This window comes from Exiguobacterium sp. s121 (genome assembly GCF_018617245.1).
In the GTDB taxonomy this organism is placed as follows: domain Bacteria; phylum Bacillota; class Bacilli; order Exiguobacteriales; family Exiguobacteriaceae; genus Exiguobacterium; species Exiguobacterium profundum.
The window spans coordinates 391,484-417,461 of the sequence record NZ_JACSJV010000001.1 but is presented as its reverse complement, the minus strand read 5'-3'; the positions used below and the strand labels follow the sequence as shown (position 1 = coordinate 417,461).

Here is a 25,978-nt window from a genome sequence, read left to right as displayed (position 1 = left end):
CTTGTTATTCGTCACGTGTGAAACGTCGTTGGAGATTGCCGAGCACCGCTCCTAGTCCGAGCAGTAGAATCGACAGCGCCCAGAACGGGAGCGCGTCTTGCAATAACCAGACGACGAGGGCACTGAAGCCGACGACAGCTCCAAGCCATAGAAAGTTCCGTTGTCCCATGTCATTCACCTCGTCCTCATCATAACACATCGACCCGACGTGCCGTCGCTTGCGGTGGCAAGGAGCGCGTCAACCGTTCATTATGCTCGACTCGAACCTGTTGTCCGATGAGAAGCTGTGTCTCATCCAAAAGAGGTCTCGGTACATGAAACACGATACCATCAAACGGTTCTGCCTCCCGCGTCGGCGTGACGCGGATTTTCTCATCCATCACCTCTGCGACATATCCAGTGAACGTCGCCATGCCGTTCCCCTCCTTTCCGGTCCTTACTTTCCATTTCCCGTTTTTGCAAAAGATGCTACTCGACTGTGACAAGAACAAGTATAATAGAGCGACACTAGTACTTGTGAGGAGGACACCCTATGACACAAACGATCGATTTACACACCCCAGAGTTCCAGCGCACGTTCCTTGAGATGATGCTCCTCGCAGAATTAACGGAAGCTTATAACGCTGAAGCCATCAATGACATGGCGACACGGGGCGAGACCGCGTTCCCGGACGACCCATTCTTCCCGGCGATGCGTGCTTATCCATATATTCGAGAAGGTGACACCGATTCGGCCAAACCGTGGCTCGAGAAAGCGAGTTCGCTCGGTGACCACTACATTCTTCATATGTTAAAAGGATTTGTCAGTGAAGACACCGGGTTCACGTTCGAGGCTGAACAACACTTTCTCCGTGGCGTCGAACGCTATCCGGATGTCCCAATCATGCATCGCGCCCTTGCCGTCCACTACTTCGACCGCAAATTCCATGGCGAGGCCGGTCTTCATATCATGAACTATGTCCGGCTTGCCGGATTTGGTCCGGACACCGTCCCGATGTTGCTCGAATTTTTTCAAGTGTATGACGACATTCCGCTCGATATGGTCGATGAACTGATGAAGACGGCGAGTGGTTACTTAACATTAAACCCGCATGATCCGCATGCCCATTCCTTATACGCGTCTATGTGTAGCCATCGTTTCGCTGCACTGACGGCCGAGTTGAAGGACGATGACCCGCTTACCGATGAGATGATTTGGATGCTCCTTGAAGTCGAGAATCACGGGATGTGGAGTGCGACCTATGACCGCAGTGAAGAGCGGATGTTCCGCCATATGTTCGCCGAATACGTCGACAACGTCATTCTTCCGAACACGTCACAGTTTTATGTATGGCGCCTTCGGTTACGTTACTTGACACGTCGCCTGACACACCGCTTCACGGGTGGCTACTCTGTACCGACATCCTAAAAAAACATCACGCCAACAGGGCGTGATGTTTTTGTTTATCCGGCATACGGTTTAATCGGTCCACGCAGGCTGAACGAGTAGTCCTCCGGATCGACAATTCCGACGACTTCGTCGCCTTCAAGTAACTCCCATAGGAATTCTGCCATCTCGCGCGCCGTGTGATACTTCGCGACGTTCTCACTGTAGTCGAATCCTTCCGTATCGCGAGCCCGGTCGGCAAAGCTCGTCTCCGTTGCGGCCGGTGCGAGTACTTTCGCCCGAAGTTTGGCCCCACTCTGCTTCAACTCTTGTGCGAGTCCTTCCGTATATGCACTCACGAAGAACTTCGTCGCACAATACGTGACCGAGTTCGGGACGATTCGATATCCCCCGACAGACGACACGTTCAACAGCTGTGCCCCTTCGATATCATGATAATCTCGAACGTATAGACTCGATAAGACGGTGAGCGCCTCGATATTCAAACGAATCATGTTCTCGATTTTACCGAGGTCGACGTCCTTGATGAGATCTGCATCCCCGAATCCCGCATTGTTGATCCACGTCTCGATGTCGAGGTCCGCAAGCGATTCATATAATCCGTACACGTTCTCGCTATATGATAGGTCGGTCGATTTGATGATGACGTCACTGTCCGACGAGATCGATTTGATTTCATCACGCAACGATTCGAGCTCTTCTTTTCGTCTTGCGACGAGCACGAGCGACTTTCCCTTTTCAGCGAGCAACTTCGCTGTCTCATACCCGATACCTGAACTGGCTCCTGTAATGACCGTATACTTCATATTATCCACTCCTTTTTGTCGTTTACCTTGTTGTTCATTCCCCACTTTCTTCATCGCAAATCGTTTCGATGTGAACGAAAAAGCCCTGACTCCAAGGAGACAGGGCTTTCAACTTATGTCGTGAATCGACCAATCAGTGTCTGCAGGTCACTCGTCATATTGCCGAGTGATTCGGCGACACCGTTCAATTCTTGAATCATCGCGAGTTGGGCGTCAGCCGTCTCACCGACCGTACGCATCGTGTCGGCCATCCCTTCACTGTCTTGTGACATTTGAAGAGAGGACGTCGCAACTTGTTTCGTCGTCTCCGCAATCTCATGCGAGGCGATGCGGATATGTGACGTATTATCGACTGATGTCTCGAGCTGACTGACAATCTGTTCGAATGCGCGTGTCGCTCGTTCGAGCAACAACGTGTTCGTCTCGACGCGTTTCGCACTGACGACGTGTTGGTCGAGAACAGCGTTCGACTGTGTCTGAATCGACTCGATCAACCCGGCGATCTGTGTCGCCGACTGTTTCGACTGCTCGGCAAGTTTACGCACTTCTTCTGCAACGACGGCGAACCCTTTTCCTTGCTCACCGGCACGTGCCGCTTCGATGGCCGCGTTCAATGCCAACAAGTTCGTCTGGTCGGTGATCGATTGAATGACCTCGGTGATAAGGGCGATCTCGTCAGACTGTTGCTTCAATGCCGAAATCGATTCTCCCGTCAGACGTGTCTCCCGCTCCAGTGCGAGCACCTCGTCTTTCGCCTGAGCCATCGTCGCACCACCTTCTTCGGCGAGCTTCAAACTCTGTGACACGTCATCGTCAATCGAGCCGATCGAGCCAGCGATACGACCGATGCCTTCATCGGCAGCAGCCACCGCTTGAGATGTTCCAGTCGCTTCTTTCGCCTGCGCGACCGTTTCTTCCACGACTCGGTCGATGAGACGTGTCGTTTCCTCCGTCTGTGACGCCATCTCTTCCGTACTCGCATACAGTTCTTCCGATTGTGCTGTGATTTCCTGTGCGTTTTGGGTGACGCGGTCAATGAGTTCACGCAAATTACCCTTCATGCGGTTGAATCCGGTCATCAATTGTCCGATTTCATCTTGCGTGAGCGCCTGAAGGTCATCGCGGGTCAAATCACCTTCCGCGACTACTTCTACCTCTTTCGCTAGGAATCGCAACGGGGTCGTGACCATATGACTAATGGCATATCCGGCACCAAACATCAGTATCAGACTGACAACTGCGATGACGACTGAGTACCAAAAGGCACGCTCACCTGCCTCCTGCAATTCGGCTTGCATCGCAATTAACTGCTCTTCTGTTTCGGCTTGTAACGTCTCACCTGTCGATGAGATGGATTTGGTCACGTCCGGCATGAGACGGAATACTAATCGATCGATTGCTTCTTGATCTTTTGAGTCTATCGCCGCGATGGCTTGTGTCGCCAACTCATCATATCCTGTCGCGTATCCGAGTAACGATTCATATTCCTTTCGTTCGGTCTTATTGTCCGCGAGTTCAATCAACGATTCGATGGCGGCTTTCTTCTCTTCTCCGCCCCGGCTGATTTGTTGTTTGCGCTCCTCATCCTGTAGGAGCACATACCCGCGGACACCATACGCTTGACGGACCATCCCGAGCGCCAAGTCGTCTGCCGCTTTCATCTTCATGACATCGTTTGAAATCATGTGTTCATATTGACTCGTCATCCGGTCGAGCGTCCACAGATTGTATCCCATTCCAACGATTGTCAAAATTAGAATCAAACCGATACTCGTCATGATTTTTCTTGATAACGTCCATTCGTTCAACATCTTTTTCACGTACTACGAGGAGTAATCTCCTCTTCCACCTCTTTTTCTCTCTATTTTTATGTATTGCCTTTTCTTTATCGGACACAACAGCCTAATTTGTACCAACAATTTGAAATTCATTTATGTATTGACCTATCTTTTTATTTTTTTGTACTGGGCACAAAAAAAGAACCAGACATCTGCCTGGTTCTGAGTCTTGCTTATAGCTTGAATTGCGCCACGCGATTCGAGAGTTCGGTCGCCCGTTTTTCTGTTTCGCCCATCTTCGCCTGAACGTCGTTGAAACGCTCGACTGAGAGTTGAACTTTCTCTGAAATCGACTGCGTTCCGTCCGCGCCTTCTGTCACGGTCGTCGCCACTTCTTGAATGACACCGAGAATGTTGTCCGTCATATGGCGAAGTTGAAGCGCGTTACCTTCGAACGTCTTCGCTGTCTCTCCGAACACTGTCGCATCCTGTTCATATTGCGTTGCCGACTCTTCGAGACGGTCGTAGTCGGCCATGACTTTCGTATTGAGGAACGTCAACATATCTTCCGAACTCGTGTTGAGTCGTTCGACCGAATCGATGACCGTGTTTGACACGTCACGAATCTCGTTGACCGTCTGACGTGAGTTTTCCGCCAATTTGCGAATTTCTGATGCAACGACCGCAAAGCCGCGACCTGCCTCACCAGCACGTGCCGCTTCAATCGAAGCGTTCAAAGCGAGTAAGTTTGTCTGGTCAGCAATCGCAAGAATAGCTGTCGTCAAGACACGAATCTCTTCAACCGACTGTGCTCCTTTGATGGCTTCTGCGAGTTCGACCTGTTTCTTCTCGATAATCGACACTGCTTCTGTTTTCGAAACAACGGCTTGCTCCCGCATCTCGTGCGCTCGAGCTTCGACACGATTTGCCGTTTCGGCACTCTCATTGGATAAGTCGACGATTGAATCGATCGAACTTCCCATTTCTGTCGTCGAGGCACTCATTTCTTGCGAAGAGGCTGCCGTTTCTTCCATACCAGCCGTCAATTCTTCGACCGTTCCAGACGTCTCTTCCATATAGTGACTGAGTCGCGTCACTTCAGCAGATACGTCTTTTGAAGACGAGAGAACGACTTTCGCTGTCTCGTCGACATCAATCATGATCTCACGTAGTGTCGCGAGGAATGTGTTGAATGAACGACTGACTTGTGCAATCTCATCATTCGACGTGACCGGAATCGTCATCGTCAAATCGCCACCTTGTGTCGCGAGTTCATCAAAGCGCGTCTGAAGTGTGCGCATCGGTCGGATAATCGAGCGCAACAGGCTGAGCCCGAGGAATAAGAGAATCGCTACAGCCCCGATGGTCACGGCAATCAATGCCATAAGAGACTGCATGAATTCACTTTCCATGTTCTGTCCGACACGTTGTGAGCCTTCCGAGTTGTAGTCGACAAGGTCCGCTAGTTTTTGTGTGAAGTTGTCATATGTAGACTTGGACTGCGCATCATAGTATGAGCGCGCCATCCCTGTGTTACCGGTCGAGCTGAACGTCAACATGTTGTCCGAGACGCGTTGATACATCTCCCATTGACGCGAGAAATTCTGGAATAGTTCTTTGTCTTCCGCACCTGAAGCCGTTTTTTCATACTTTGGTGCAATCGTATTGATTTCTTCACGAATCTCTTTCATCCGTGTCATGAGCTCTTCTTTTTTGGTCGCATCCTCTGTCACGATGTGATCGAGTTCGAGCGTTCGATAGTTTGCGGCGAGTGTGTTGAGTTCATGAGCATAATCGAGCCCTTTGTTCCAGTTATTGACGATATCATCCGCTTGACGATTCGCGTCACTCATTGAAAACAGTGCGTAACCACCGACGCCAAAGACCATGACGAGCGATATGATGACGAGCCCCCATAATTTTTGACGAATCGTCAAATTCTTTCCAACGTTCGCTCCGAAAGATGTCGTGCGTTCACGCTTCTCTCCGCGCTTCCATTTGAGTGTCGGTTTCCACGTCCATGTCGGTTTTCGTTTGATCCGGCTCAGTGCCTTAGACCATGTTGATTTCCATGCCATCTATGTATTCCCCTCTCAATCATGCAGTGTTTTCTATACTATCGACAATTTTCAGAAAATAATGAAGAGGATTGACCAAACTTAAAAAAGGTGACTCAAACTGCAAGAGTCACCTTCTGACTATTCAATACACAGATTTCGTTGTTTGATTCGTTCGATTCGCAGGCGTCACGACTTTGAATGTCAGTTTCGACCCACGTCGCTGCGTTCCGATATAGACGTTGGTCGTCGTCGAGCCGATGGACTTTTTGGCGACTAACTTACTGCCGTTGTAGACATATAGCGTGCCATACGGGACGTTCGTTCGCACCGCTACTGATTTTGTCGTCGAACGGATGGTCCCTGTGCTGATTGTCGGACGAATCCCCGACTTAACCACAACTGATTTCGCGTCACGATGAATACCCGACTTCGCCTCGAAATAGAGTTTCGTTCCAGCACGAGGACGGCTGAACGTGAGCGTGTAGGACCCATTTGCATTCGATTTTGTTGTCGCGATGACTTTCGAGCCATTCTTTAACGTCACGGTCGCGTTCGGTAGTGTCTTCCCGACCCGTTTCGTCTGTTCGTCCGTCAACGTCACCGATGGGATTGTCGCACTTGGTAGCCTATACGTTAGCGTCTTTCGTTTCGATCCGTATGAAGATTCGATGATGACTGTTGTTCCCGGTTTTGCCGAAATATGATATCGATTCGTCCCGACAACGCGAGTATAGAGTACGACTCCGTTTGAGATGAAATTGATATCCGTATTTGGATCGTGTGCCAACGTGAACGTCGCGGATGAAGACGTGAGGAGAACATCTTTCACCGTCAATACTTTTGGTGTGTCACTCGTCACTTTTTTCTCTAGCGTTTGGGTAAGTTCTGGACGAAAACTCGCAACAAGTTTAATTGTCTGGCCTTCGCGTAGCGGTTCTTTCAAGTTGATGACGTTGAGACCTTTCGTCAGGCGTTTCGCCGATTCGGATCTACCGTTACGAGAAACAGCGAGAACCGGGTCTAACTTGTCGTTAAATACGGTAATCGTCGTGTCACCTGTTTTTGGTGGTTTTGTCCACGTAAAAGATGGCATCGGATAGTCTTTCGTAACGTAGACCATCTCGTAAGGACGTTCTTGTCCAAGGACACGGAAAAAGATCCGGTATGACCAGGGTTGGTCAGAACTGTATGTCGTCAATTGCGCCACACCGTGTTCATCCGCCTGAACTTCTTTCACTTCAAATGCTGTTTTCGAATTTAATTGTCTTACTTCCACTTTTGCGTGAGGTTCTGTCTGGATAGAGACCCCTTCCATTCGAGTGTCTGTCAGAACTTTTGTTGGATTGTTGATTACCGGCTGTCCAAGCATAAATCTCTTTTTGACAGACGCTTCTGTTGCTTGACGGTAATCCCATGCATCAGAAACATATAGCTCGATTGTTTGATTTCCTTCGATGATTCCATTCGAGAGCTTGAAGCGACCAGTCTCGTCTGCTTGAACGGGACTCGAACACGTAGCAAACGATGCTTTTTCACACGAAAGATATACGGTCGCATTCGGTGCCGTCATTCCGCTAATCTCCCCGACTGCTCCGTATTCGAACGAGGTGTCGACTTGAAGCGGAAGTTGTTTGACTGGTTTGAACGACTTCCAATGGTCCAGCATGGCAAAGCTGACCTTAGCGGAGAACGATTGATCAAATGATGGAATCGTATAGCCTTCCGCGAACGATTGTGCCGACTCGACTTGTGTCACATCCGTCGGCAATTCAGCAACAGGCACCTTATGCTCGATCCCATCAACGGTTGTGATGGTCGCCATGAGTTGATATGCATGATTCAGCCACGTATGCCCCTCCTCCGAGTTGCCAGTAGCTTTCAACCACGTGTACATTTCTTTCGGTTTTTGCCCGAAACGTTCGATTGACAACAACCACTGGTCGTCTTGCACGAAATACCCATTCTCGATTAAATCGAACTCGCTATTCGTGTTGCGCGTGCGCAAGCTCGTCTCCGTGATGCGACCTTCCGCCAAATCAATCGTGACCATCGAATCATCAAACGTCACACCATAGTAAATCCCATCGTGATAGACCAATGACGTGAGATCGTAGTGGACCTGCCCGTTCAAATTGAGCGTTTGAATCGTTCGGGTTGCGAAATCGTAGACGTATAAATGATTGGATCCTTTCATAAAGAGTCGATCGGTCTTCGACTCAAAATCGATGGACAACGATTCATTCGGATACGTCGTTTTTCCTAATTCTTCTCCCGTGTCGAGTGAGAAGTGTGTGATCGACTTGTCGGACGTGTTGAATGCAATCAATTCATCAAGATTCGTCCCTAATATCAGACTTTGTCCCGAAATGAGCGGGTAAGTCCTTTTGACCGTTCCTTTCATATCCGTCAACGCCCACTCGCCTTTGTACGAATCACGCCAGAGCATCACGTCTCGACTGGCATCATACGATACGAGGTACGCCCGATGTGGTGATTCCAAGGAGTCGATTCGAGACGTCGTTCCGTCTCGTTGGATACGGATGAGAGGTTGGTCATATTGCGGAACGGCAATCCATTCCTGTCTGTCTAAACTCGCAATCCACGAGCGAACACCTCCGTAGCTCCCTTCGTCACCAGATGAATGCGTCGTTAAGTCCCCGGGATAGTCAATGATAACGGTGGACTGATTATTCGGGTCATGCAGGCGCGTCTTCCCGTTCAGATAGTCTAGATAAAATGGTGACTGCGGGATGACTTTAATTGATTGTTCAAGTTTCGTCCCGGTTTCGATGACAGAAGCAGCCAACGCCTCCTGCTTTGGCAACATAAGCAACATCATCATCAGCATGATGGCATATAGATATCGTTTCAACTTTTTACAAACCCTTCCTTATTTTATTTATTTTTTGCTTCTTTTAATATAATTGTTAATTATGATTTTTGAAAGATAATTATGTAAATAAAAAGAAGCATCGCCATGGCGATGCTTCTTGACCTTACTTTTCACTCAATACGGTCTGCGTACCTTCAATCATCTTGATTTCGGTCCACTCCATCACGTTCTTTGCGAGCGGATCGTTGGCGACCATGAAGTCAGCAAGCGCTTCTACTTTTTGGGCTTCGACCGGTTGTTTCACGTTATTCAAGCGGAAGCGTACGACCTTGTGGAATGCATCTAAAAATGAGATTTCAAGTTTCGTGTCAGTCATGGGTTATTCTCCTCCTTAAGATGTGGGTTAGACTAAATCGTATTCACGGACGATGCCGAGGTCTGCTCCCTCTTGAATGACGAGATCAATCAAGAGACGACCGAACGCATCAATCGTATCTGCCGTCAGGTCGGCACGAATCGGACCGAACCGTTGTGCTTTTTTCGTCGGTTTTGCTGTTTGTACGTCATGATGCGTCGTCAAAACGAACGTTGCTTTCTTCTCTGTTAAGACAGCCATGGGGGATGGCTCCTTTCAATAGGGGATTAGGTTTCTGATGCGGTCGAGGTATCCATTCGTTCGAGCAGCTGGATCATACGATCGAGCTTCGTCTCAATCCGATGAAGCAAATAGAGCGAGACAACGATAGGGAACCCCAAATTTGAGATGAGTTCGGGCCAACTCATGTGACCACCTGCTCATCGTGCCGAGGATTGGCAGCGGGACGAGTGAGGTTCTTCATAAGTCCTCCCTGTTAATACACTAGAAATTCTTGGGCCACGACGTAGTTGGCGGATTCCACATCAATCAGTGCCTTGATCAAGTCACCAAACTGTTTCATCCGCGCTTCATCCATCCGACTTCCAAGCGGTCCATAGCGGACGAGTTGCTTTTTCTCTTTGCCGTCGAGTTGTCGCCGGGTGTCCAAATAAAGCATCGTCGCCGTTTCTCGATATGCTGCCATCTGTCTCACCTCCTTCGTCCTTATTAACCGCTTACAAAGTCGAAGTGCTCATTCTATTTTTCTATAACAATAAGTGACGATAGTCCTAAACTATCTGAATATTTATTCATTTTTCAATTTCTGTCTACTTTTCTTGAGTTTTCATATTAAGTAGGGTATCTTAATCTTCGGCAGACAGCATTCAAAAATACGTCAAAAGTACCATGATTTATTCCCCACATTTGAAAAAACTGTAAGTTAAATTCTTGTAAATGGGGTACGATACGTAGGAGGGCATTTTTTTGAATTTCACTAGTCAGTCTTGAAGAAGGAGACATACACGATGAACAGCCTAGACCTCGCAAGCTTTGCCTCAATTCCTTCCGCTCAACACGACTTCGACCAAGCCGACCTGACGTTTTCAGCGACCGAATGGGATACATACCGACCGGAACAGGGAAAACTAATTTCGTATAAAGAGCAGCATCTAATGGTCTATCCGCTCAAAGAATTGAGTCGCGCCTTTAGCGTGGCCGGCATCCCACGCAGCCAACAGCAATTGATCAAATGGGAAACAGATGGCGTCTTGCCACCGACCCCATTTACGTTCGGCCGGAAGCGATTCTATACGGAAAATCAGATTCGTACCATCGTCGACATCGCACTGGAATGCGGATTGCGTCCACGAACACATGTGAAGAAAACAAACTTCTCTGAATTGGCGCATCATGAACTAACGTACATACTCAAACTTGAACTCCATGCCTAGGAAACTCCTCTCGTCTGAGTAGGCAAAAAAAAATCATTCGTCATGATGTTCGTGACGAATGATTTTTTTTTACAACTTCTCAATGACTGGACGAGGAAGCTCTTCCCGTTTCACTTCGTCGTACGAAGTCACGGTATCTTCATCTTTGACATAAAGACGTAAGAACGCCCCCTCCCGAAGTTCTTTCCCGGCGGTAAAGGTGACTTCTTTCTGGTCACCTTCCTCCGTGAACGCGGATTGTGTATAAATGTAACGCTTCATCACATCGCCGTTCTCGAGCGTCGTCTCTTCTACATCCGTCGCTCCTCCGATTTCAACGAAAAGGTTATCCTTCCCAATCCGATTCCAATCCACCTGCGTTAATCCAACGACCAATACAATCGCAACAATTGCAATTCCAATCCATTTTTTCATATTTTTCTCTCCTTATCGAATCGCCGTCATGAAGCGGCGAACTGTGATGCCATAATAGACCGCATAAATGGTCGTATAGACGCCCATCCACGCGAGAACCGGTATCGTGAAATTCATGCTCAACAAGTTTGAAAACGCGATGAGCGCCACGGTCGCATGAAGAATCCCGAGCGCGAACGGGGCGAGAAATACGACGATGATCTGTTGGCGCACCGTCCGGCGCACGTCCCGATCGGATATCCCGATTTTCTGTAATATCGCATACTTCGCCCGGTCATCCTCTGCCTCCGTCATCGTCTTGAAGAAAATGACGCTACCTGTTGCAACGAGAAAGACGAGCCCAAGGAATGTCCCGACAAAGAGGAGCGCCCCGTTCATTGCCATCGTCTCGGCGTACACGTCCGGTGCACTCGAGAACGATTCAAGCCCGAGTCCCGCTAGACGCTCAGACTGTTCGCGCTGATCTTTGAACGACTCCGTGAGGGCAACGTGATACGTCTCGCTCGGCTCCGTCATCGTTTTGAACATGTCGTCGGCGACGACGAGGAACGACCCGCCGAACGTCATCACGTTGAGCGGTGATTCTTCAAGACGCGTCGACACGTCAACCGTCTGTCCTGACAGTTCGACCGATTCAAGATTCTCCGAGTAACGTTCGTCATAGAACGGGTCGACCCATACGACCTCATCCTGTCTGAACGGTGCCGGCTCTGCCACGCCGAGACCTTGCAGAAGATGGCGATATGTCGATTCATCGATGACCCCGAGCTCACGCTCTCCGTATTGCGCTTCCGTCCGAATCGTCTTTTGTTCGACACTTGATTCGAACGTCGCTCCGTTCACCTCGACCGCATCCCCTTTCCAGGCATACGTGTATGGTGTATAAGAGGCGACATTCTCTTCCGCGTAGTAGTAGACGCTAAAGATGGCACCTCCTGCCGTAATTGCTGTCGCGCTGATGATGCTGATCAACGTGAGCGTCTTCGCGTTCCCGCGAATGCGATAGAGGAGCTGTGACGTCGTCAACAAATTGAGTCGTTTCCACGACCAACGTTCGTTCCCTTTCAACCATGTCAATGCGAAAATCAAGACACTGTGAAAAAGAAGCGCAGACCCGATGACACTCAATCCGATAATGAGAAGCGGCATCGCGAGTCCGAGCATTCGCCATAGCGATGACGTCATCAAATCTTGGAGCGCGAGCCAGTACGCCGCTCCAATCGTGAGCACACCTGTGAGTGCGACCCATCCTTTCGCCGTCGGAACTCCTTCCCCACTCTTATCCGCATGGAACAAGTCAATCAACTTGAAGCGATAGATGACGCGGTACCCTTGGAATGATGTGAAAAGGAAAATAGCAAGAAAGACAAGGAACGTCTCGATGAATGCCGACGCAGAGAAAGCGAATCCGATGTTCAAGTCACTGTCCATCAATCGCATCAACAGTTGCAAAAGCGCATTCGACCCGAACAGGCCGAGCACGATTCCAACGACCAAGGACACCGCTCCAATGACGATATTCTCAAACAAGAGCAAGAGTCCAATCTGTTTCTTTCGGACCCCGAGTAATGAGTAGAGCCCGACCTCTCGCTTACGTCCTCTCAAAAAGAAGGCGTTCGAGTAGGCGATAAACAAAGCGACGAACAACATGAGGATGAACGTCGACGTGCTCATCAACCCGCTGATCTTTTGCGATGTTTCCGCAAGCGCACTGATTTCATGACTGTGCTTGAGTGTCGCGAACGTGAAGTAGATGACGATGGAAAAGATGGTCGTCCCGACATAGAGTGCGTATCGCGACAGATTCCGTACGACGTTTTTCTTAGCGAGCTCAAATAGCGTCATCGACCGCACCGCCTTTCGCGAGCTCCTCGAGGATTGATTGGTAGAATGCGTCTCGTGAGGCGTTGCCGCGAATGAGCTCTTTCTTCAACTGTCCGTCTTGAATATAGAGGACTCGGCGGCAAAAACTTGCGGCGAAGGCGTCATGCGTCACCATCATGATGGTCGTCTCCGCTTCATTCAACCGAGCGAGGGTATCTAAGAGATCGGTCGCCGACTTCGAGTCGAGCGCACCAGTCGGCTCATCGGCAAAGATGAGTTTCGGGTCCGAGATGAGCGCCCGACAAACAGCCGTCCGTTGTTTCTGTCCGCCTGAGATTTGATACGGGTACTGCTCGAGGATTCCTTCGAGTCCGAATCGTTTCGCTAACCGTTCGACCTTTGCGCGTGTCTCATGAACCGGCGTCTTCGAGACGGCGAGCGGGAGCAACATGTTTTCCCGGACCGTCAATGAATCGAGCAAGTTATAGTCCTGAAAGATGAATCCAAGATGGTCACGTCGGAAATCGGCAAGAGCCTCCTCATTCATCGCCGCAATGTCATCGCCTTCGACTAAAATCTCACCCGACGTCGGTGTATCGATTGTCGCGAGGACGTTGAGCAACGTCGATTTCCCAGCCCCGGACGGCCCCATGATTCCAACGAACTCGCCATGTTCAATGGTGAAGGAGACGTCATCGAGCGCTCGAAACGTCGCGTCCCCTTTCCCGTATGTCTTTTGAATCGCTTTTACTTGTAATAATGTTTCCATGTTCAGCACCTCTTTCTGTCCCTTACATTACGCCCTCTGTCTTAACTCCAACTCACGCGTACCTTACAAAATCCTTACGTGATATGCTTAGAAAGAGGTGATGACGATGGAACAGCCACGGATTCTCATCGTGGATGATGAACAAGATTTATGTATATTGATTCAACGCGCGCTTGAAAAAGAAGGATTTCATGAGATTCGGACCGCTCACACATTGAAAGACGGATTTGATGTCTTCGAGACGTTCCGCCCTCACTTGGCGATCTTAGACGTTATGTTACCGGACGGTGAAGGCTATCAGCTCTGCCAACAGATGCGAGCGCAGTCCAACATCCCGATCCTCTTTCTCTCTGCCAAATCGGAAGAGGTCGATAAACTGCTCGGTCTCGCCATCGGTGGAGATGACTACATCACGAAGCCGTTCAGTCCAAAAGAAGTGGCATTCCGTGTAAAGGCTCAGCTCCGACGGGTTTCAATGATGGAAGCACCAATGCCTGAGACGACGACCGTCGGCCCCTTTCAAATGAATGAAGACGAGACAGAAGTGTATGTGAACGGGGAACGATTGGAGTTGACGGCTAAAGAAGTCGGTCTTCTCGCCTGCTTTTTACGCAACCCGAACCGGATTCTCAGCAAGGAGACGCTCTTCACGCAAGTGTGGGGTGAGTCATTCTTCGGATCCGACAACACGGTCATGGTACACATCCGACGTCTCCGTGAAAAAGTCGAACCGAATCCATCTGATCCGACATATATCAAGACGGTCAAGGGACTTGGCTATCGGCTGACGGTATAAGGAGCGATCATGATGAAATGGAAACTGACCGGTCGCTATTTGTTGTCGATTCTCCTTATTGTCGCGCTCGTCGTCTTCTTGAACATTACAATCTTATTCGGCCTCCTTATCAATGATCGAACGGGACTTGATGATGTCGAGAGCAACGCCGGGGAGACCTTCACCCGAAACTTCAGCACCTATGTATCGCTTGAGGACGGTGAACCCGTTGTGTCAGAAGCCGGGCGGGAAGCTCTTCGCCAAACGGGTGCATTCGTCCGCTTTTTAGATGAGACGGGACGTGTCGTCAGCGAGGTCGATGCCCCGAGTGGATTACCAGACGCCTATTCTCCAATCGAATTGATTCAAATGTATAAATATATGGATGATGACCTCCGACTCTACTTCATCGGGGAGTATGAATCGTACAGTTATCTCATCGGTGTGCCGGAGGCAAATGAGCGTCGGGTGCTCTTTATGTTAGACGAACAGGCAGTCCTTTCGTATATCACGAAGGCGTTCTTCTGGATTCTAGTTGTCGATTTACTTGTCGCCGCCTTGATCGGTTTATTGTTCAGTTCACGATTGACGCGCCCTGTATATCGCTTGACCGAACGGATTCAACAGCTGAAGCAACGTGATTTTTCGACTACCGAACCGAAGCAGTCAGGGATTTACCGTCCTGTTTTCTATGATTTGAATGCCGTCTCACAGACACTTAAAACGTATGAACGTCAGCGCGAAGAACTCGAAGAACGTCGAAAAGAGTGGATGAGCAACGTATCGCACGACCTGAAGACCCCGCTCGCCTCCATCCAAGGCTACGCCGAACTACTTGATGATGATTCGTTAGATGACACCGAGCACAGACAATACGTACATGTGATTGAACGACAGGCTAAGTATATGAAGGAACTGCTCGACGATTTCAATTTGACGATGCGTCTGCAACACGGCGATTTCCCACTTACGCTCGAAGAGACAAACCTCGAGCCGTTCGTTCGTGAGCTCGTCATCGACGTGTTGAACGATTCTCGCTTTGGGGAGCGTCACATCGAGTTTGAGGCTACTCAAGCAGCGACCGTCTCGCTCGATCGTCACTTTATGAAGCGAGCCTTGCTCAACTTCTTGTATAATGCTCTTCTCCATAATGACGATTCGGTGCACGTGACGGTCCACATCGAGGGTGACGTCGTGACGATTGGAGATGATGGAAATGGGATTGCAGAATCCGAATTGCCCTATATCTTTGAACGCTATTACCGAGGCACGAATACAGACGACGCACGCGGGAGTGGTCTCGGCATGGCCATCTCACGGGACATCATCGAAGCCCACGGCGGGAAAATAGAAGTCGACAGTGCACCGGGACACGGCACCACAATTCGAATCACATTCATGCCATAGCAAAAGGGACGCTCAGGCGTCCTTTGCAGACTATAGACAAAAAAGCACCTACTTCATTTCAACGCGAATAAAGTAGATGCTTTTCTTTTTATATTTAAAAAGGCAGAAACGACAGGATGCCAGTTTCTTTAAAAATGAAGAATATGATAACCGTAGAAACCGTTAAAATGATTCGACGTTCTGTTATCTTAAAAAATATTGAATAAAGCACAACCGCAGTCACAAGATTAAATCCACTTTGAATATCGATACCAAAGTAGTGAATACGTACTTGAGCTGCTTCAGTATTAAATAAGAGATCTGGAAGAAAATAGTAGCCTTGTTTGAATAGAAAGGCAGTAGGTATTGAACCTAAAATAGCTGCGCCTATCCCTCTTTTACCGGCATTCCAAATGATTAACGCATAGACAGAGGATAGGACTGCGATAGTTAGCCATATTCCAAATAGTTGATAAGGTAAGAATCCTAAGTTCAAATAGAACATTAGGTAATAAGCTAAAACTGTGGAAACAAGCAAAATAATCGAATGAATGGAAGCGTTTAATCGTGACTTGCTAAACACAGCTACTAATGTCACTAGGAATAGCCAAAACTCAAGTGTAGTATCAAAATCAATCAAAGGGGAACTACTCGCATATTGATCTAAGCATCCCAAGAAAATTCCCAATAACCCTAACAAGATATAATTCTTGAATTGGCTAAAAAAAGTAATTTCATGAGTTGACTGTTGTGGCGTTGAGCTATTCATATGTATTTGAGTCCCCAATCTAAACTTTAGGTAAGTTATAAGAGTGAAAGATATTGATATATACAATTCTAAAAGGGACGCTCAGGCGTCCCTTTTCTGTGTCGTATAGTCAACAATCCATTCTTCAAGTTCTTCAAGCGGTAACGGTCTAGAGAAATAATATCCTTGCATCTCGTCACAGCCGAGTTCGCGTAACGCGTTCCACTGCTCAGGCGTCTCGACGCCTTCGCACACCGTCTTCAAGTTCAAGCCACGTGCCAGATCGACAATCGATTCGACGATGACGTTGCCGGTCGGGTCATTCTCAGTCACTTGAATGAACTGGCGATCGATTTTGATCTCATGAATCGGATAGTGCTTCAAGTAGACGAACGCCGAGAACCCTGTCCCGAAGTCGTCAATCGAGATGGAAAAACCTTCTTCTCGGAATGCAACAAAACGATCGATGACGTGCTTCTGGTTCTCCATCCCGACGCTTTCCGTGATTTCTAAGGTCAAATAACTCGTACTGACCCCTTCTTCCCGTGCGATTTGGGCAAACTTTTCGACGACCCCTTCGGATAAGAAGTGACGCGCCGATAAATTGAGGGCGAGTTCATACCGGTCTCCCCGTTCATGCCAACGTTTGAGTTGGCGACAAGCCGTCACGAACGCCCATTCCTCTAAGTCGATGATGACACCCGTTGATTCGGCAAGCGGAATGAAGTCGAGCGGCGGCACGAGACCTCGCTCTGGGTGATTCCAGCGCATCAACCCTTCAAACCCTTTCAGTTTACCTGAGGAAGCATTCACTTTCGGTTGGAAATACAGTTCAAACTGACCTGATATCACACCAGTACGTAAATTCATCTCTAACAAGAGTCTCTCAGATGCTTCTTGCGCCATGGCCTCTTCAAAAAACTTGATGACCCCACGTTTCTCATCTGATTGACCTGCAACGACACGTGTTGTATGAATCATATCCAAAGTAGATCGACTTTCATGTTCAATGGAGATGAATGCGCTCGTCGTCAGTACAACGTCTAATTCATTGACTCGATATGGCGCACGCGTCACTTGCTCGCATAAATGTTCTGCAAACGAACGTATTTTCCTCCGTTCCCCATAAGGTACCCAAATGACAAATCCCGATTGCGAGGTACGTGCCATCCTAGATTCATCGATTACTGCTCGTAGTCGTTTCGCCATTTCTTTCACGATCAAATTCGATGTTTCGGTTCCAATCGCATCCTCAATAGACCGAAAATCATCTGCTCGAATATATAAAACTGCTCCTAAAAACCCTCTCGCTTGTTGACGTAATTGATCGACTTCCTCGACAAATGCATATTTGTTCATCAAACCTGTCAGTTCGTCCGTGTAGGCTAACTGATGAATCCGTTCATCCACAAGCTGCCGGTCAAGCCGGAAGTACAGGATGGCAATAAAATCCGCAAGTGTACTCACAATCAATTCCTCAAGATAGTTCCACTTCCGAGGCAGAAACGTCTCGCAACAAATCACACCTGTGGCACGATTGTTTGCATAAATCGGAGCATCTAGCATGGAGTACACACGCTTTCCTTCTACGAAGTACTCTTTGTACAAGTCCTTCACCCATGGATGACTGCGAACATCCTCAAACGAAAGGATTCGCTCTGTTTGAAGCGCATCAAAATAGTCAGGCGCGAGTTCACGATGGACCGTCAACTTCGGATGATGTGTCCCTGATTCGTGAGAATAAGCGACTTGACATGAAATAGATCGATGCGATGTATCAAAATGCCAGATCGAGACTGTATCGACTGCCAACATATCGGCGACAATCTCACACATATACAGAATTGCCTCCTGCACCGTTTCTCCCGTTACAATCGGCATCCGTACGAGCGCGAACAGTTTCTCTTGATGTTTACGATATACTCGGTTTGAAAAGTTGTTCTCGATCATCAGTCTGCTACCTCACCCATTTAAATTTGACCTAATGATAGCATGAATCATCCGATACAGCGTTTTCCAAAATTCAACAGAGAGTCAATGCTTGCTTCGTTTTTAAATAAACAGAATTTGAATTTATTCCCATTTATAAATTATTGACCTCCTTTTTAAGAAAGTGGTGTGAATTGACCCTTTGTCCCATTGATTGTCCTTTTCCTCTCACCGTACAATGAACTTGTATTGTTTCACTTGTTGAATTGTTTCGTTCTCACTCTTTGAAAGGATGTGACGCTATGAATCCAAAGTCTGGTCTCACCTATTCATTCGCGGCACTTGCAGCGGTCAGCGTGCTTGCCCACGCAGACGAAGCAGCAGCGGCGAGCACACATACGGTGCGTTCGGGTGATACGTTATGGTCGATCAGTCGGTCCTATGATGTGTCCGTTGCGACGATTAAATCGTTGAACGGTCTCTCTTCCGATAGCATTCGCATCGGTCAAAAACTAAAGCTCACAGGCAGTCCCTCTGCTGCGACTGGTGGTTCCTCGTTAACCACGGCGAGTACGAACCGCGTCACGACGACACACGCATTGAACATGCGCGTCGCGGGCGGAACATGGCATCGCGTCCTCTTGACGATTCCAAAAGGTACGACGCTCACGTCGATTCAATCAAACGGTTCATGGACAAAAGTCAGTTACGGCGGACAGACCGGATGGGTGCATAACGACTATTTGCAAAAGGCATCTATGTCTAGCAGTACCGACAAACCAACAACGGTCACACCGAGCTCGGCTACAGCTCAAACGAAAGCCAACTTGAATCTGCGTTCGTCGAAGTCTACGAAGACGACCGTATTGCTCACGATTCCAAAAGGCAAGACCGTGACCGTCTTATCTGTCGAAGGGTCATGGTCGAAAGTGAAGTACGGGTCGAAAACAGGATATGTCGCCAATACATATTTAACGACATCAGGAGCGGCGACACCGACAACACCGAGTACAGGACAATCGATCAATCAACAATTCACTACGACGGCAAACTTGAACGTTCGACAAGGTGCAGGAGTCGGTTATCCGCTCGTCACGACCATCCCGAACGGAACCGTCGTCAAAGCGACGAAACAGTCGGGCAGCTGGTACTATGTCACGTATAATGGGAAGTCCGGATACGTGAGCGCCGGTTACTTGAAGCAGACGTCCACGACACCGAGCAACCCGGCTCCGAACGAAGGCGATGCCGGTGCTGGTAATGCGGCTGTCGATTATATCGTCAACACACCGTCCTTGAACGTACGTTCGAGCGCATCGACGAGCGCGACCATCATCGGGAGTGTCAAAGCAGGACAGACGTTGCGCGTCGTCCAGTCGTCAAAAGGCTGGCTTCAAATCTATTACGGGAATACGGTAGGATTTGTCGCCTCGGCTTATGTGAAAACTGTCCCGAAAGGTTCGGCAGACGGCCCGTCTTGGGTTGAAGGTTCTTATGATTCGAATTCATATTATACGTACTATCCGACATCGATTCGGTCACAGGCGAACGAGTCGAGTAGCACGGTCGGCTCGACACTTCGGGGAGAACTCTTGAACGTGATCGGAGAGACATCGACCCACTATCGTCTCGCATCAGGATTCGTCGCAAAATCAGCCGTCACTGAAATCAAAGGGCAAAGTGCCCAAGCTACTAGGCTTTCGACCATCGATGTGGCAAAACGCTTCGTCGGCACACCGTACGTATGGGCATCATCAAGCCCGGCAAATGGTGGATTCGATTGCTCAGGACTCATCTATTATGTATTCAATCAATCCGGCGTCAGCATCCCACGGACAAACGTGGCTAATTATTGGGGTGGTGCTTATTTCGGACCACAATTACCCAAGTCATTCGTCCCGCAGGCCGGTGACCTCGTCTTCTTCGAAAACACATATACCGCTGGGCCATCGCACATGGGTATCATGATCAATTCCGATACGTTCATCCATGCCGGTTCATCCGGATTAGGATACAACCAAATCAGTAAAGAACCGTATTGGCAGTCACGCTTAATCGGTTATAAACGACCGTGACTTTCGTCACGCAAAAAAACCCGACAAAAGTCGGGTTTTTCTTTCGTTTTGCAGGATTTTTATCGCCTGACCCGAATTCGGAAGTATGATGAAGGAAAAAAGGAGGTGCCGGATGGGCCAACCCCGTTTTGCAAAAATTCCATACCGTACCTACACGATGGTGCTCGCGATTGCTTGTCTCATCGGTGTCCTGTTGTTTGGACTTGGCACGAGTTTTTATTGGCATGAAAAACAAGAAGCCATCGACCAGACGATTACGAATTTGAATCAAGCGGCAGACCTAGCTGGTGTCGAAGCATACGTGTCTCTGTTCGAGGCGGCGACCCGGTATGAGGAGCAGTCGAATCAGACGACATCCTTCCTCTCCACACCGTACAAAGAACGGGCACTCCAATACAATGAGCGTTTATTGAACGACTTTGAGGACGGTGTGAACGAACGGGAACGGGAGACACTCCAGACGTTTTCAAATGAGTTGAATCAAATTCTCGAGGCAGAACAGTTCGAAGCGGTCCCAACGGATGTCATCAGTTCCATCAATCGACGATGGCTATATCAAGCACTCGAGCAAACGAATCAATCGAATGCGGCATACGAACTGACTGATGCCATCATGCGAATGCAATCGATTCTTATGCGGAATCGCGAAGCCCTCTTCCGTAACCCGATTGATGCGGATCAACTCACAAACACCGTGGACATGATTGTCGGCGAAGCGACACTTGTTCAAACCATCATCGAATCGAATGAGACACTGCAATCGAAAGCGGTCATCGACGTAGCAGAAAGCGGGCAGTCCTTTGCGAATATGGCGAATCGCGAGGTGTCTCTAGAAGCTCGTTACGTCAATTCAACGAATGTCTACGAGGACGCCTATGGTGCCCTTCGTTCCATCCGTTCGAGTTCTGAGACGATGCTTCAAGAAGAAAGTAAGCATTATCAAGTCTTAGCCACCACTTCATTCGTGGTGACGTTGCTCTTATCTCTCGGACTCTTATTCCTGCTCTACTATACACGCAATCGTTACAATCACGATTTGGCGCATCTCAAGGCACGCGCACTCGCCATCGACCCGAGCCTAGAACCTGTCGAAGCGATGTTTCCGAAAACACATGATTTTCGAGGGATCGAGGACGAGTTACGCGAGATTGCCACGAGTGTCCATTCGACTGTTCATGAACTTGAAAATCGTTCGCAAGATCTCGTGCGCTATCACGAACGTTGGTCGTCCCTCTTCTCTGAAACGGGACTCGCCATCGCACTGATGGATGACTCGTATAATTTAATTGAGCGCAACGAGATGTTCCGGCAGTTTTTCGGTGACCGGAACTTATATGAGATTAATCAATTGTTCACCGAGACGGGTCGCCGCTTGTTCGAGCAAGCGCTCGAAGGTGTGACTGAACATGGGACGAGTGCCCAGTTCATCATTCATCTGAAAGGGGAACATCTCCGTTATCTGAATGTGAAACTGACGCCGCTCAAGCGAGAGGAAAAGTTGACGTATTACCTCATCGTCGAAGATGAGACAGACCGGGTCGAACGGGAACGGAAGGTCGACCGTCTCGTCCGTTTCGACTTGGCGACCAATCTCTATAACGAATACGGTTTTATTCGCAAGTGGGAAAAGCAAGAGATTGACGGTGCATTTGTCCTTATCCGGATTCATGACTATCATCATCTCGTTGATTGGTACGACCCTGCGTATGCTGATCTGCTCATGATTGAGTTTGCGCGAGCCGTCGAGTCCCGTCTTTCGAAATATGCCCAACATCTCTTCGGTCGATACCGAGACGACACGTTTATGCTGTATGTCAAAGGCTTCTCGTACGAGGATGAGCACGAGCTGTTGGAGCTCTTCCCGACAGAAGTGACAATCAACCATAAACGTCAAAATGTGCATATTCAAATCGGGGCAACTGAGACGGAATCGACTTACAACGATTGTCTGTTCAAGGCGATGAAGGCGTTACAGCACGCCAAAGAGACACGTACCCCTTCGGTTTGGTATGACTCGGAAATTTTAGCCCAGATGCAACTCGCCGCACTGATTGAACAAGCGCTTCCGGACGCCATCCGAAAAGGAGAATTAACGGTCGCGTATCAACCGCAAGTCGAATTGAAAACCGGTCGCGTCGTCGGCGCGGAAGTGCTCGCTCGTTGGACACATCCTGACATCGGAGTCATCCCACCGAACGAGTTCATTCGCATCGCGGAACGTTCCGATCAAATCTTATGGCTCTCACATAATATTCTCGATCAGACGATTGCCCAGCTCGTCGCATGGCAAGGAACTTCATTTGAAGACATCTCCTTGTCGTTCAACTTGTCGGCCCATTCGGTCGACCCTTCCATCGTGGCGAAGCTCCGGGATTCGATTGAGGTATACCCGTGGCTACCTGACCGATTGAAGATTGAATTGACGGAGTCCTCGGATATCATGTCGTATGCGAGTGAACTCGAACGATTAGAAGACATCTCCGACCTCGGCTATTGCCTATCAATCGACGACTTCGGGACCGGATACGCCTCATTCGAAGCGATTTGGCACCTACCGATTCAAGAAGTGAAAATTGATCGGATGTATGTGAGTGGAAAGGCGAAAGAAAGTACTTCCTTCTTACGTGCCGTCTCTCGCTTTGCGAACGAGCAACAGCTGACCGCTCTCGCCGAAGGGATTGAGACCGAAAGCGACCTGTCACGCATGCTTCGTGAAGGGGTCGAACTCGGACAGGGCTTCTACTTCTCACCCGCCCTGGATGCGGCTTCATTCGAATCATGGGTCAACAAAAAGGGACACTCGCGTTGAGTGTCCCTTTTTTCAGCGTGAACGAATGTCCTCATATAACTGCCTCGTTTCTTTAAACGAAGACTGATTGAGATAGATTGTTTTTTCTGACCAATCGAGTCGGATCACCGGTTCGACATCGCGGTCGATAAAGAGGAGTACATCCTCCCCTGTTTCCGTCCGAAAATGTCCGGTCAGACGCGTTCCCGTATCTGCTCCGTTCGTTCGACGCGCGATATCCGGCAATGTCGTCCATGTCACGTCTGCCACTTCATCAAACGGGACCTCACGACCATAACTGCCTTCAATCACAATCGTTTCATCCGTCACGGTCACCTCAGTCGGTTGACTGAACCAAAACATGAGCGCCGGCACACCGACGAGTAAGACGACAGAGACAATGATGATCGGAATGAGACGTTTTTTCCCATCTGGTCTCAAGCGCCCCGCTCCATCGTAGATGTTACCGTCATAGCGTTGCATCCGCCAGAGCATCCCGACAATGAATACCATCAGGACGAGAAAGAACGGTTCGAGCGGGACGTTCCAACTAGACAGTTCGATAAGTGCAATGATGAGAAAAAGTGCACCAATCCCGTAACACATCCAGGCAATCAGTCGCGCCACTTTTTTGATGTCGACCCGCTCCTGTTTTTCTTTCGACATCGTATTATATCCAGAGATCAAGTGATACCAACCGAGCCTGTCAACCGCGAAGCCTAACCCGATGACGATTCCTGCTGCTAGAATGAGAATCCACATATGCCTCGCCTCCTCTCCTTTTTATACGTCATGACTGCTACAAAAGATTCACGTCTCGCAAAAACAGGACCGCCTATATGAGCGGTCCTGAACAGTTTTAGTTTGAAGTCGGTGTGTTCGACGGACGTTGCATCCGTCCGATTCCTTCGTATGACACATCGCCCGGATCGCGTGCAAACTTCCATGCGTTTCGTGCATCGATCAATCGACGCTGGCGCATGCCGTTGAAAGCATCCGGTGCCAAGTTCACGATCTCATCCCATTCTGTGACGAGAATGGCATAATCGGCTCCCTTCAGCGCCTCTTCGACCGTCGTCGCTTGTGGATAGTCCCACGTCGCAATCGGATCATACCCGATGACGTCCACGTTACGGGCCACCATGTGGTGAGCGAGTAGAATCGATGGGGCATCTCGCATATCGTCTGTTCCTGGTTTGAATGCCAAACCAAGGATAGCCACGCGCATGTTCGGTTCAACGTTCAATTTTGAGAGCACGTACTCGATTTGCGTCTCATTCACTTTCGTCGCCGCCCGGATGACACGTAGGTCGATCTCGTTTTCACTCGCGACGTGTAGGAGTGCGTTCATGTCTTTCGGGAAGCACGAACCTCCGTACCCGATGCCCGCGTTCAAGAACGAACGCCCAATTCGCGGATCGAGTCCCATCCCGTCCGCAATCGTCGAAATGTCAGCGCCAGCTTGATCGGCTAGACGCGACAAGTCGTTCATGAAGCTGATTTTCGTGGCCAAAAAGGCGTTCGAGGCGTATTTGATGAGTTCTGCATTGATCGGTGTCGTACAGATGAGCGGAACGCCAAGGCGTCCGTAGATTCCTGCCAACTCTTCTGCGACTTCGAGGTTTACACACCCGATGACGACACGGTGTGGTTTCATGACATCTGCGAGCGCGCGTCCTTCTTGTAAAAATTCCGGTACGATCGCAAACGTATGAGAGGGATACATGATGTTCAGTAAGTCTGTCGTGCCGGGCGGGACCGAGCTACGAATGACGATTTTATGCTTCGTGTTTAGTTCCGACAAGACTGCTTCGATATAAGATAAGTCACAGCTTCCATCCGACTTGCTCGGTGTCCCGACCGCAAGAATCAAATAGTCGACCTGCTCCGTATCCGCGATTCGGCTTGTCAGGGTGATCTGGTCGGCGTGCTCTTGCAACACCTCTGCCATGCCTGGTTCATGGAATGGCGGGTGTCCACTCATGAGAAGACGTAGCTTCTCTTCGTCCGCTTCAACCCCGATAACGTGATGACCGGCTTTTGCCAAACCACAAAGTGTAGCCAATCCAACGTATCCTAAACCAATAATTCCAAATTTCACATCAGTTCCTCCTTCAATCATCTTTTATAAGCGTACCGAAACACGCCGAAGAAGTGAAGCTTCTAACACTCTCTCGATGTTCTTTGCTATAATGAGTCAAAATGATGGGTGAAAGGACAAACCGCATGGGCTTAATCGCTTTCTTCTTAGTGACATTGTTCGTTTATTTTTGGCTTCCGGTCCGGGGGGGACTGAAAACCTTTTTGCTAGTCTTGATTATGGTGAGCGGATGGCTCTCCATTTTTGAACTCGTCTCGATTCTCGAAGCCCGTCCATGGGTCATCGCGCCAATTCTGATCATCGTTGGATCGGTGATTTGGAAAGTACAACGCGACCGGAAACAAGAGCTCAAGAAAAGTGTTTGACCTCGGTCAGGCGCTTTTTCTTTTTGTCGTATTCGATAAAGCTTATCAGATTCCTGCATTCATCAAAAAATCCTCGTACGATGGACGAGGATCAGCTTCGGTTTGTATTTAACTTTCTTATTCTAAAATAC

The 25,978-nt window shown here is 49.0% G+C and carries 24 protein-coding genes; 7 read left to right on the top strand and 17 right to left on the bottom strand.

Annotated features, from left to right (window positions below; translation table 11 throughout):
- Nucleotides 1-4 precede the first annotated feature (4 nt).
- Complete coding sequence (locus tag KOG47_RS02230; protein WP_012727200.1) at nucleotides 5-169, bottom strand: hypothetical protein; 165 nt, start codon at nucleotides 167-169, stop codon at nucleotides 5-7.
- A 19-nt stretch (nucleotides 170-188) separates the two neighbouring features.
- Nucleotides 189-413, bottom strand: coding sequence for a YobA family protein (locus KOG47_RS02225; protein ID WP_215243669.1), 225 nt, complete (start codon nucleotides 411-413; stop codon nucleotides 189-191).
- Nucleotides 414-532: 119 nt separating this feature from the next.
- On the opposite strand from KOG47_RS02225, the gene KOG47_RS02220 reads away from it, so the two are divergent.
- On the top strand, nucleotides 533-1,408 hold the full coding sequence (locus KOG47_RS02220) for a hypothetical protein (RefSeq protein ID WP_074035961.1): 876 nt from the start codon (nucleotides 533-535) through the stop codon (nucleotides 1,406-1,408).
- 35 nt (nucleotides 1,409-1,443) lie between these two features.
- On the opposite strand, the gene KOG47_RS02215 is transcribed toward KOG47_RS02220, so the two are convergent.
- From KOG47_RS02215 to KOG47_RS02180, 8 genes are all read right to left on the bottom strand, one after another.
- A complete protein-coding gene (locus KOG47_RS02215; RefSeq protein WP_074035959.1) occupies nucleotides 1,444-2,193 on the bottom strand; it encodes an SDR family NAD(P)-dependent oxidoreductase in 750 nt (249 codons plus the stop codon).
- Nucleotides 2,194-2,306: 113 nt separating this feature from the next.
- Entirely contained in the window at nucleotides 2,307-4,004 is a 1,698-nt protein-coding gene (locus tag KOG47_RS02210) for a methyl-accepting chemotaxis protein (RefSeq protein WP_215243668.1), read from the bottom strand.
- 200 nt (nucleotides 4,005-4,204) lie between these two features.
- Nucleotides 4,205-6,049 carry a methyl-accepting chemotaxis protein gene (locus KOG47_RS02205; RefSeq protein WP_214690515.1) on the bottom strand — a complete coding sequence of 615 codons (1,845 nt, stop codon included), beginning with the start codon at nucleotides 6,047-6,049 and terminating at the stop codon, nucleotides 4,205-4,207.
- A 124-nt stretch (nucleotides 6,050-6,173) separates the two neighbouring features.
- A complete protein-coding gene (locus KOG47_RS02200; RefSeq protein ID WP_215243667.1) occupies nucleotides 6,174-8,903 on the bottom strand; it encodes a hypothetical protein in 2,730 nt (909 codons plus the stop codon).
- A 124-nt stretch (nucleotides 8,904-9,027) separates the two neighbouring features.
- Nucleotides 9,028-9,240 carry a DUF2922 family protein gene (locus KOG47_RS02195; protein WP_074035953.1) on the bottom strand — a complete coding sequence of 71 codons (213 nt, stop codon included), beginning with the start codon at nucleotides 9,238-9,240 and terminating at the stop codon, nucleotides 9,028-9,030.
- Nucleotides 9,241-9,267: 27 nt separating this feature from the next.
- Nucleotides 9,268-9,480 (bottom strand): hypothetical protein, encoded by a 213-nt coding sequence (locus KOG47_RS02190; protein ID WP_159562870.1) that lies wholly within the window; start codon nucleotides 9,478-9,480, stop codon nucleotides 9,268-9,270.
- 26 nt (nucleotides 9,481-9,506) lie between these two features.
- Entirely contained in the window at nucleotides 9,507-9,647 is a 141-nt protein-coding gene (locus KOG47_RS02185; RefSeq protein WP_074035951.1) for a YvrJ family protein, read from the bottom strand.
- A gap of 68 nt (nucleotides 9,648-9,715) precedes the next feature.
- Nucleotides 9,716-9,925, bottom strand: a complete 210-nt coding sequence (locus KOG47_RS02180) for a hypothetical protein (protein WP_012727210.1) — start codon at nucleotides 9,923-9,925, stop codon at nucleotides 9,716-9,718.
- Nucleotides 9,926-10,247: 322 nt separating this feature from the next.
- Between KOG47_RS02180 and KOG47_RS02175 the strand changes: the two genes are divergently transcribed.
- Entirely contained in the window at nucleotides 10,248-10,673 is a 426-nt protein-coding gene (locus KOG47_RS02175) for a MerR family transcriptional regulator (protein WP_074035947.1), read from the top strand.
- A gap of 69 nt (nucleotides 10,674-10,742) precedes the next feature.
- Here KOG47_RS02175 and KOG47_RS02170 read toward each other — a convergent pair whose 3' ends face one another.
- Genes KOG47_RS02170 through KOG47_RS02160 form a run of 3 tightly spaced genes read right to left on the bottom strand, consistent with a single transcriptional unit; the run spans nucleotide 10,743 to nucleotide 13,680 of the window.
- Nucleotides 10,743-11,087 (bottom strand): YxeA family protein, encoded by a 345-nt coding sequence (locus KOG47_RS02170; protein ID WP_074035945.1) that lies wholly within the window; start codon nucleotides 11,085-11,087, stop codon nucleotides 10,743-10,745.
- A 12-nt stretch (nucleotides 11,088-11,099) separates the two neighbouring features.
- Nucleotides 11,100-12,932, bottom strand: coding sequence for an ABC transporter permease (locus tag KOG47_RS02165; protein WP_215243666.1), 1,833 nt, complete (start codon nucleotides 12,930-12,932; stop codon nucleotides 11,100-11,102).
- The gene (locus tag KOG47_RS02160; protein WP_159562873.1) at nucleotides 12,919-13,680 is read right to left on the bottom strand and encodes an ABC transporter ATP-binding protein; all 762 of its coding nucleotides are present in this window, start codon (nucleotides 13,678-13,680) and stop codon (nucleotides 12,919-12,921) included. The genes KOG47_RS02165 and KOG47_RS02160 overlap by 14 nt, the downstream gene beginning before the upstream one ends.
- 106 nt (nucleotides 13,681-13,786) lie before the next feature.
- Here KOG47_RS02160 and KOG47_RS02155 point away from each other — a divergent pair, with 106 nt between their 5' ends.
- Entirely contained in the window at nucleotides 13,787-14,476 is a 690-nt protein-coding gene (locus KOG47_RS02155; protein ID WP_074035939.1) for a response regulator transcription factor, read from the top strand.
- Between the two features lie 12 nt (nucleotides 14,477-14,488).
- Nucleotides 14,489-15,862, top strand: a complete 1,374-nt coding sequence (locus tag KOG47_RS02150) for a sensor histidine kinase (RefSeq protein WP_306462364.1) — start codon at nucleotides 14,489-14,491, stop codon at nucleotides 15,860-15,862.
- Between the two features lie 94 nt (nucleotides 15,863-15,956).
- Here KOG47_RS02150 and KOG47_RS02145 read toward each other — a convergent pair whose 3' ends face one another.
- Nucleotides 15,957-16,610, bottom strand: a complete 654-nt coding sequence (locus tag KOG47_RS02145; protein ID WP_214815688.1) for a hypothetical protein — start codon at nucleotides 16,608-16,610, stop codon at nucleotides 15,957-15,959.
- Between the two features lie 81 nt (nucleotides 16,611-16,691).
- On the bottom strand, nucleotides 16,692-18,539 hold the full coding sequence (locus KOG47_RS02140) for a sensor domain-containing phosphodiesterase (RefSeq protein WP_215243665.1): 1,848 nt from the start codon (nucleotides 18,537-18,539) through the stop codon (nucleotides 16,692-16,694).
- A 281-nt stretch (nucleotides 18,540-18,820) separates the two neighbouring features.
- Between KOG47_RS02140 and KOG47_RS02135 the strand changes: the two genes are divergently transcribed.
- Nucleotides 18,821-20,593 carry a C40 family peptidase gene (locus KOG47_RS02135; protein WP_214690509.1) on the top strand — a complete coding sequence of 591 codons (1,773 nt, stop codon included), beginning with the start codon at nucleotides 18,821-18,823 and terminating at the stop codon, nucleotides 20,591-20,593.
- A 112-nt stretch (nucleotides 20,594-20,705) separates the two neighbouring features.
- A complete protein-coding gene (locus tag KOG47_RS02130) occupies nucleotides 20,706-23,402 on the top strand; it encodes an EAL domain-containing protein (protein ID WP_215243664.1) in 2,697 nt (898 codons plus the stop codon).
- Nucleotides 23,403-23,414: 12 nt separating this feature from the next.
- Here KOG47_RS02130 and KOG47_RS02125 read toward each other — a convergent pair whose 3' ends face one another.
- Together KOG47_RS02125 and KOG47_RS02120 are read right to left on the bottom strand one after the other, a co-directional pair.
- On the bottom strand, nucleotides 23,415-24,143 hold the full coding sequence (locus KOG47_RS02125; protein ID WP_215243663.1) for a DUF3784 domain-containing protein: 729 nt from the start codon (nucleotides 24,141-24,143) through the stop codon (nucleotides 23,415-23,417).
- A gap of 97 nt (nucleotides 24,144-24,240) precedes the next feature.
- The gene (locus KOG47_RS02120) at nucleotides 24,241-25,482 is read right to left on the bottom strand and encodes a UDP-glucose dehydrogenase family protein (protein ID WP_159562880.1); all 1,242 of its coding nucleotides are present in this window, start codon (nucleotides 25,480-25,482) and stop codon (nucleotides 24,241-24,243) included.
- A gap of 104 nt (nucleotides 25,483-25,586) precedes the next feature.
- On the opposite strand from KOG47_RS02120, the gene KOG47_RS02115 reads away from it, so the two are divergent.
- Nucleotides 25,587-25,847, top strand: a complete 261-nt coding sequence (locus tag KOG47_RS02115) for a hypothetical protein (RefSeq protein ID WP_214690505.1) — start codon at nucleotides 25,587-25,589, stop codon at nucleotides 25,845-25,847.
- Nucleotides 25,848-25,978 lie beyond the last annotated feature (131 nt).

What these genes read in the sequence shown, in the direction of transcription:
- KOG47_RS02225 (WP_215243669.1), bottom strand. Translation starts at nt 413, where the DNA reads ATGGCGACGTTCACTGGATATGTCGCAGAGGTGATGGATGAGAAAATC.
- KOG47_RS02175 (WP_074035947.1), top strand. Translation starts at nt 10,248, where the DNA reads ATGAACAGCCTAGACCTCGCAAGCTTTGCCTCAATTCCTTCCGCTCAA.
- KOG47_RS02230 (WP_012727200.1), bottom strand. Translation starts at nt 169, where the DNA reads ATGGGACAACGGAACTTTCTATGGCTTGGAGCTGTCGTCGGCTTCAGT.
- KOG47_RS02145 (WP_214815688.1), bottom strand. Translation starts at nt 16,610, where the DNA reads ATGAATAGCTCAACGCCACAACAGTCAACTCATGAAATTACTTTTTTT.
- KOG47_RS02130 (WP_215243664.1), top strand. Translation starts at nt 20,706, where the DNA reads ATGGGCCAACCCCGTTTTGCAAAAATTCCATACCGTACCTACACGATG.
- KOG47_RS02115 (WP_214690505.1), top strand. Translation starts at nt 25,587, where the DNA reads ATGGGTGAAAGGACAAACCGCATGGGCTTAATCGCTTTCTTCTTAGTG.
- KOG47_RS02205 (WP_214690515.1), bottom strand. Translation starts at nt 6,049, where the DNA reads ATGGCATGGAAATCAACATGGTCTAAGGCACTGAGCCGGATCAAACGA.
- KOG47_RS02135 (WP_214690509.1), top strand. Translation starts at nt 18,821, where the DNA reads ATGAATCCAAAGTCTGGTCTCACCTATTCATTCGCGGCACTTGCAGCG.
- KOG47_RS02220 (WP_074035961.1), top strand. Translation starts at nt 533, where the DNA reads ATGACACAAACGATCGATTTACACACCCCAGAGTTCCAGCGCACGTTC.
- KOG47_RS02160 (WP_159562873.1), bottom strand. Translation starts at nt 13,680, where the DNA reads ATGGAAACATTATTACAAGTAAAAGCGATTCAAAAGACATACGGGAAA.
- KOG47_RS02215 (WP_074035959.1), bottom strand. Translation starts at nt 2,193, where the DNA reads ATGAAGTATACGGTCATTACAGGAGCCAGTTCAGGTATCGGGTATGAG.
- KOG47_RS02190 (WP_159562870.1), bottom strand. Translation starts at nt 9,480, where the DNA reads ATGGCTGTCTTAACAGAGAAGAAAGCAACGTTCGTTTTGACGACGCAT.
- KOG47_RS02170 (WP_074035945.1), bottom strand. Translation starts at nt 11,087, where the DNA reads ATGAAAAAATGGATTGGAATTGCAATTGTTGCGATTGTATTGGTCGTT.
- KOG47_RS02185 (WP_074035951.1), bottom strand. Translation starts at nt 9,647, where the DNA reads ATGAGTTGGCCCGAACTCATCTCAAATTTGGGGTTCCCTATCGTTGTC.
- KOG47_RS02125 (WP_215243663.1), bottom strand. Translation starts at nt 24,143, where the DNA reads ATGTGGATTCTCATTCTAGCAGCAGGAATCGTCATCGGGTTAGGCTTC.
- KOG47_RS02210 (WP_215243668.1), bottom strand. Translation starts at nt 4,004, where the DNA reads ATGTTGAACGAATGGACGTTATCAAGAAAAATCATGACGAGTATCGGT.
- KOG47_RS02180 (WP_012727210.1), bottom strand. Translation starts at nt 9,925, where the DNA reads ATGGCAGCATATCGAGAAACGGCGACGATGCTTTATTTGGACACCCGG.
- KOG47_RS02150 (WP_306462364.1), top strand. Translation starts at nt 14,489, where the DNA reads ATGAAATGGAAACTGACCGGTCGCTATTTGTTGTCGATTCTCCTTATT.
- KOG47_RS02195 (WP_074035953.1), bottom strand. Translation starts at nt 9,240, where the DNA reads ATGACTGACACGAAACTTGAAATCTCATTTTTAGATGCATTCCACAAG.
- KOG47_RS02165 (WP_215243666.1), bottom strand. Translation starts at nt 12,932, where the DNA reads ATGACGCTATTTGAGCTCGCTAAGAAAAACGTCGTACGGAATCTGTCG.
- KOG47_RS02140 (WP_215243665.1), bottom strand. Translation starts at nt 18,539, where the DNA reads ATGATCGAGAACAACTTTTCAAACCGAGTATATCGTAAACATCAAGAG.
- KOG47_RS02155 (WP_074035939.1), top strand. Translation starts at nt 13,787, where the DNA reads ATGGAACAGCCACGGATTCTCATCGTGGATGATGAACAAGATTTATGT.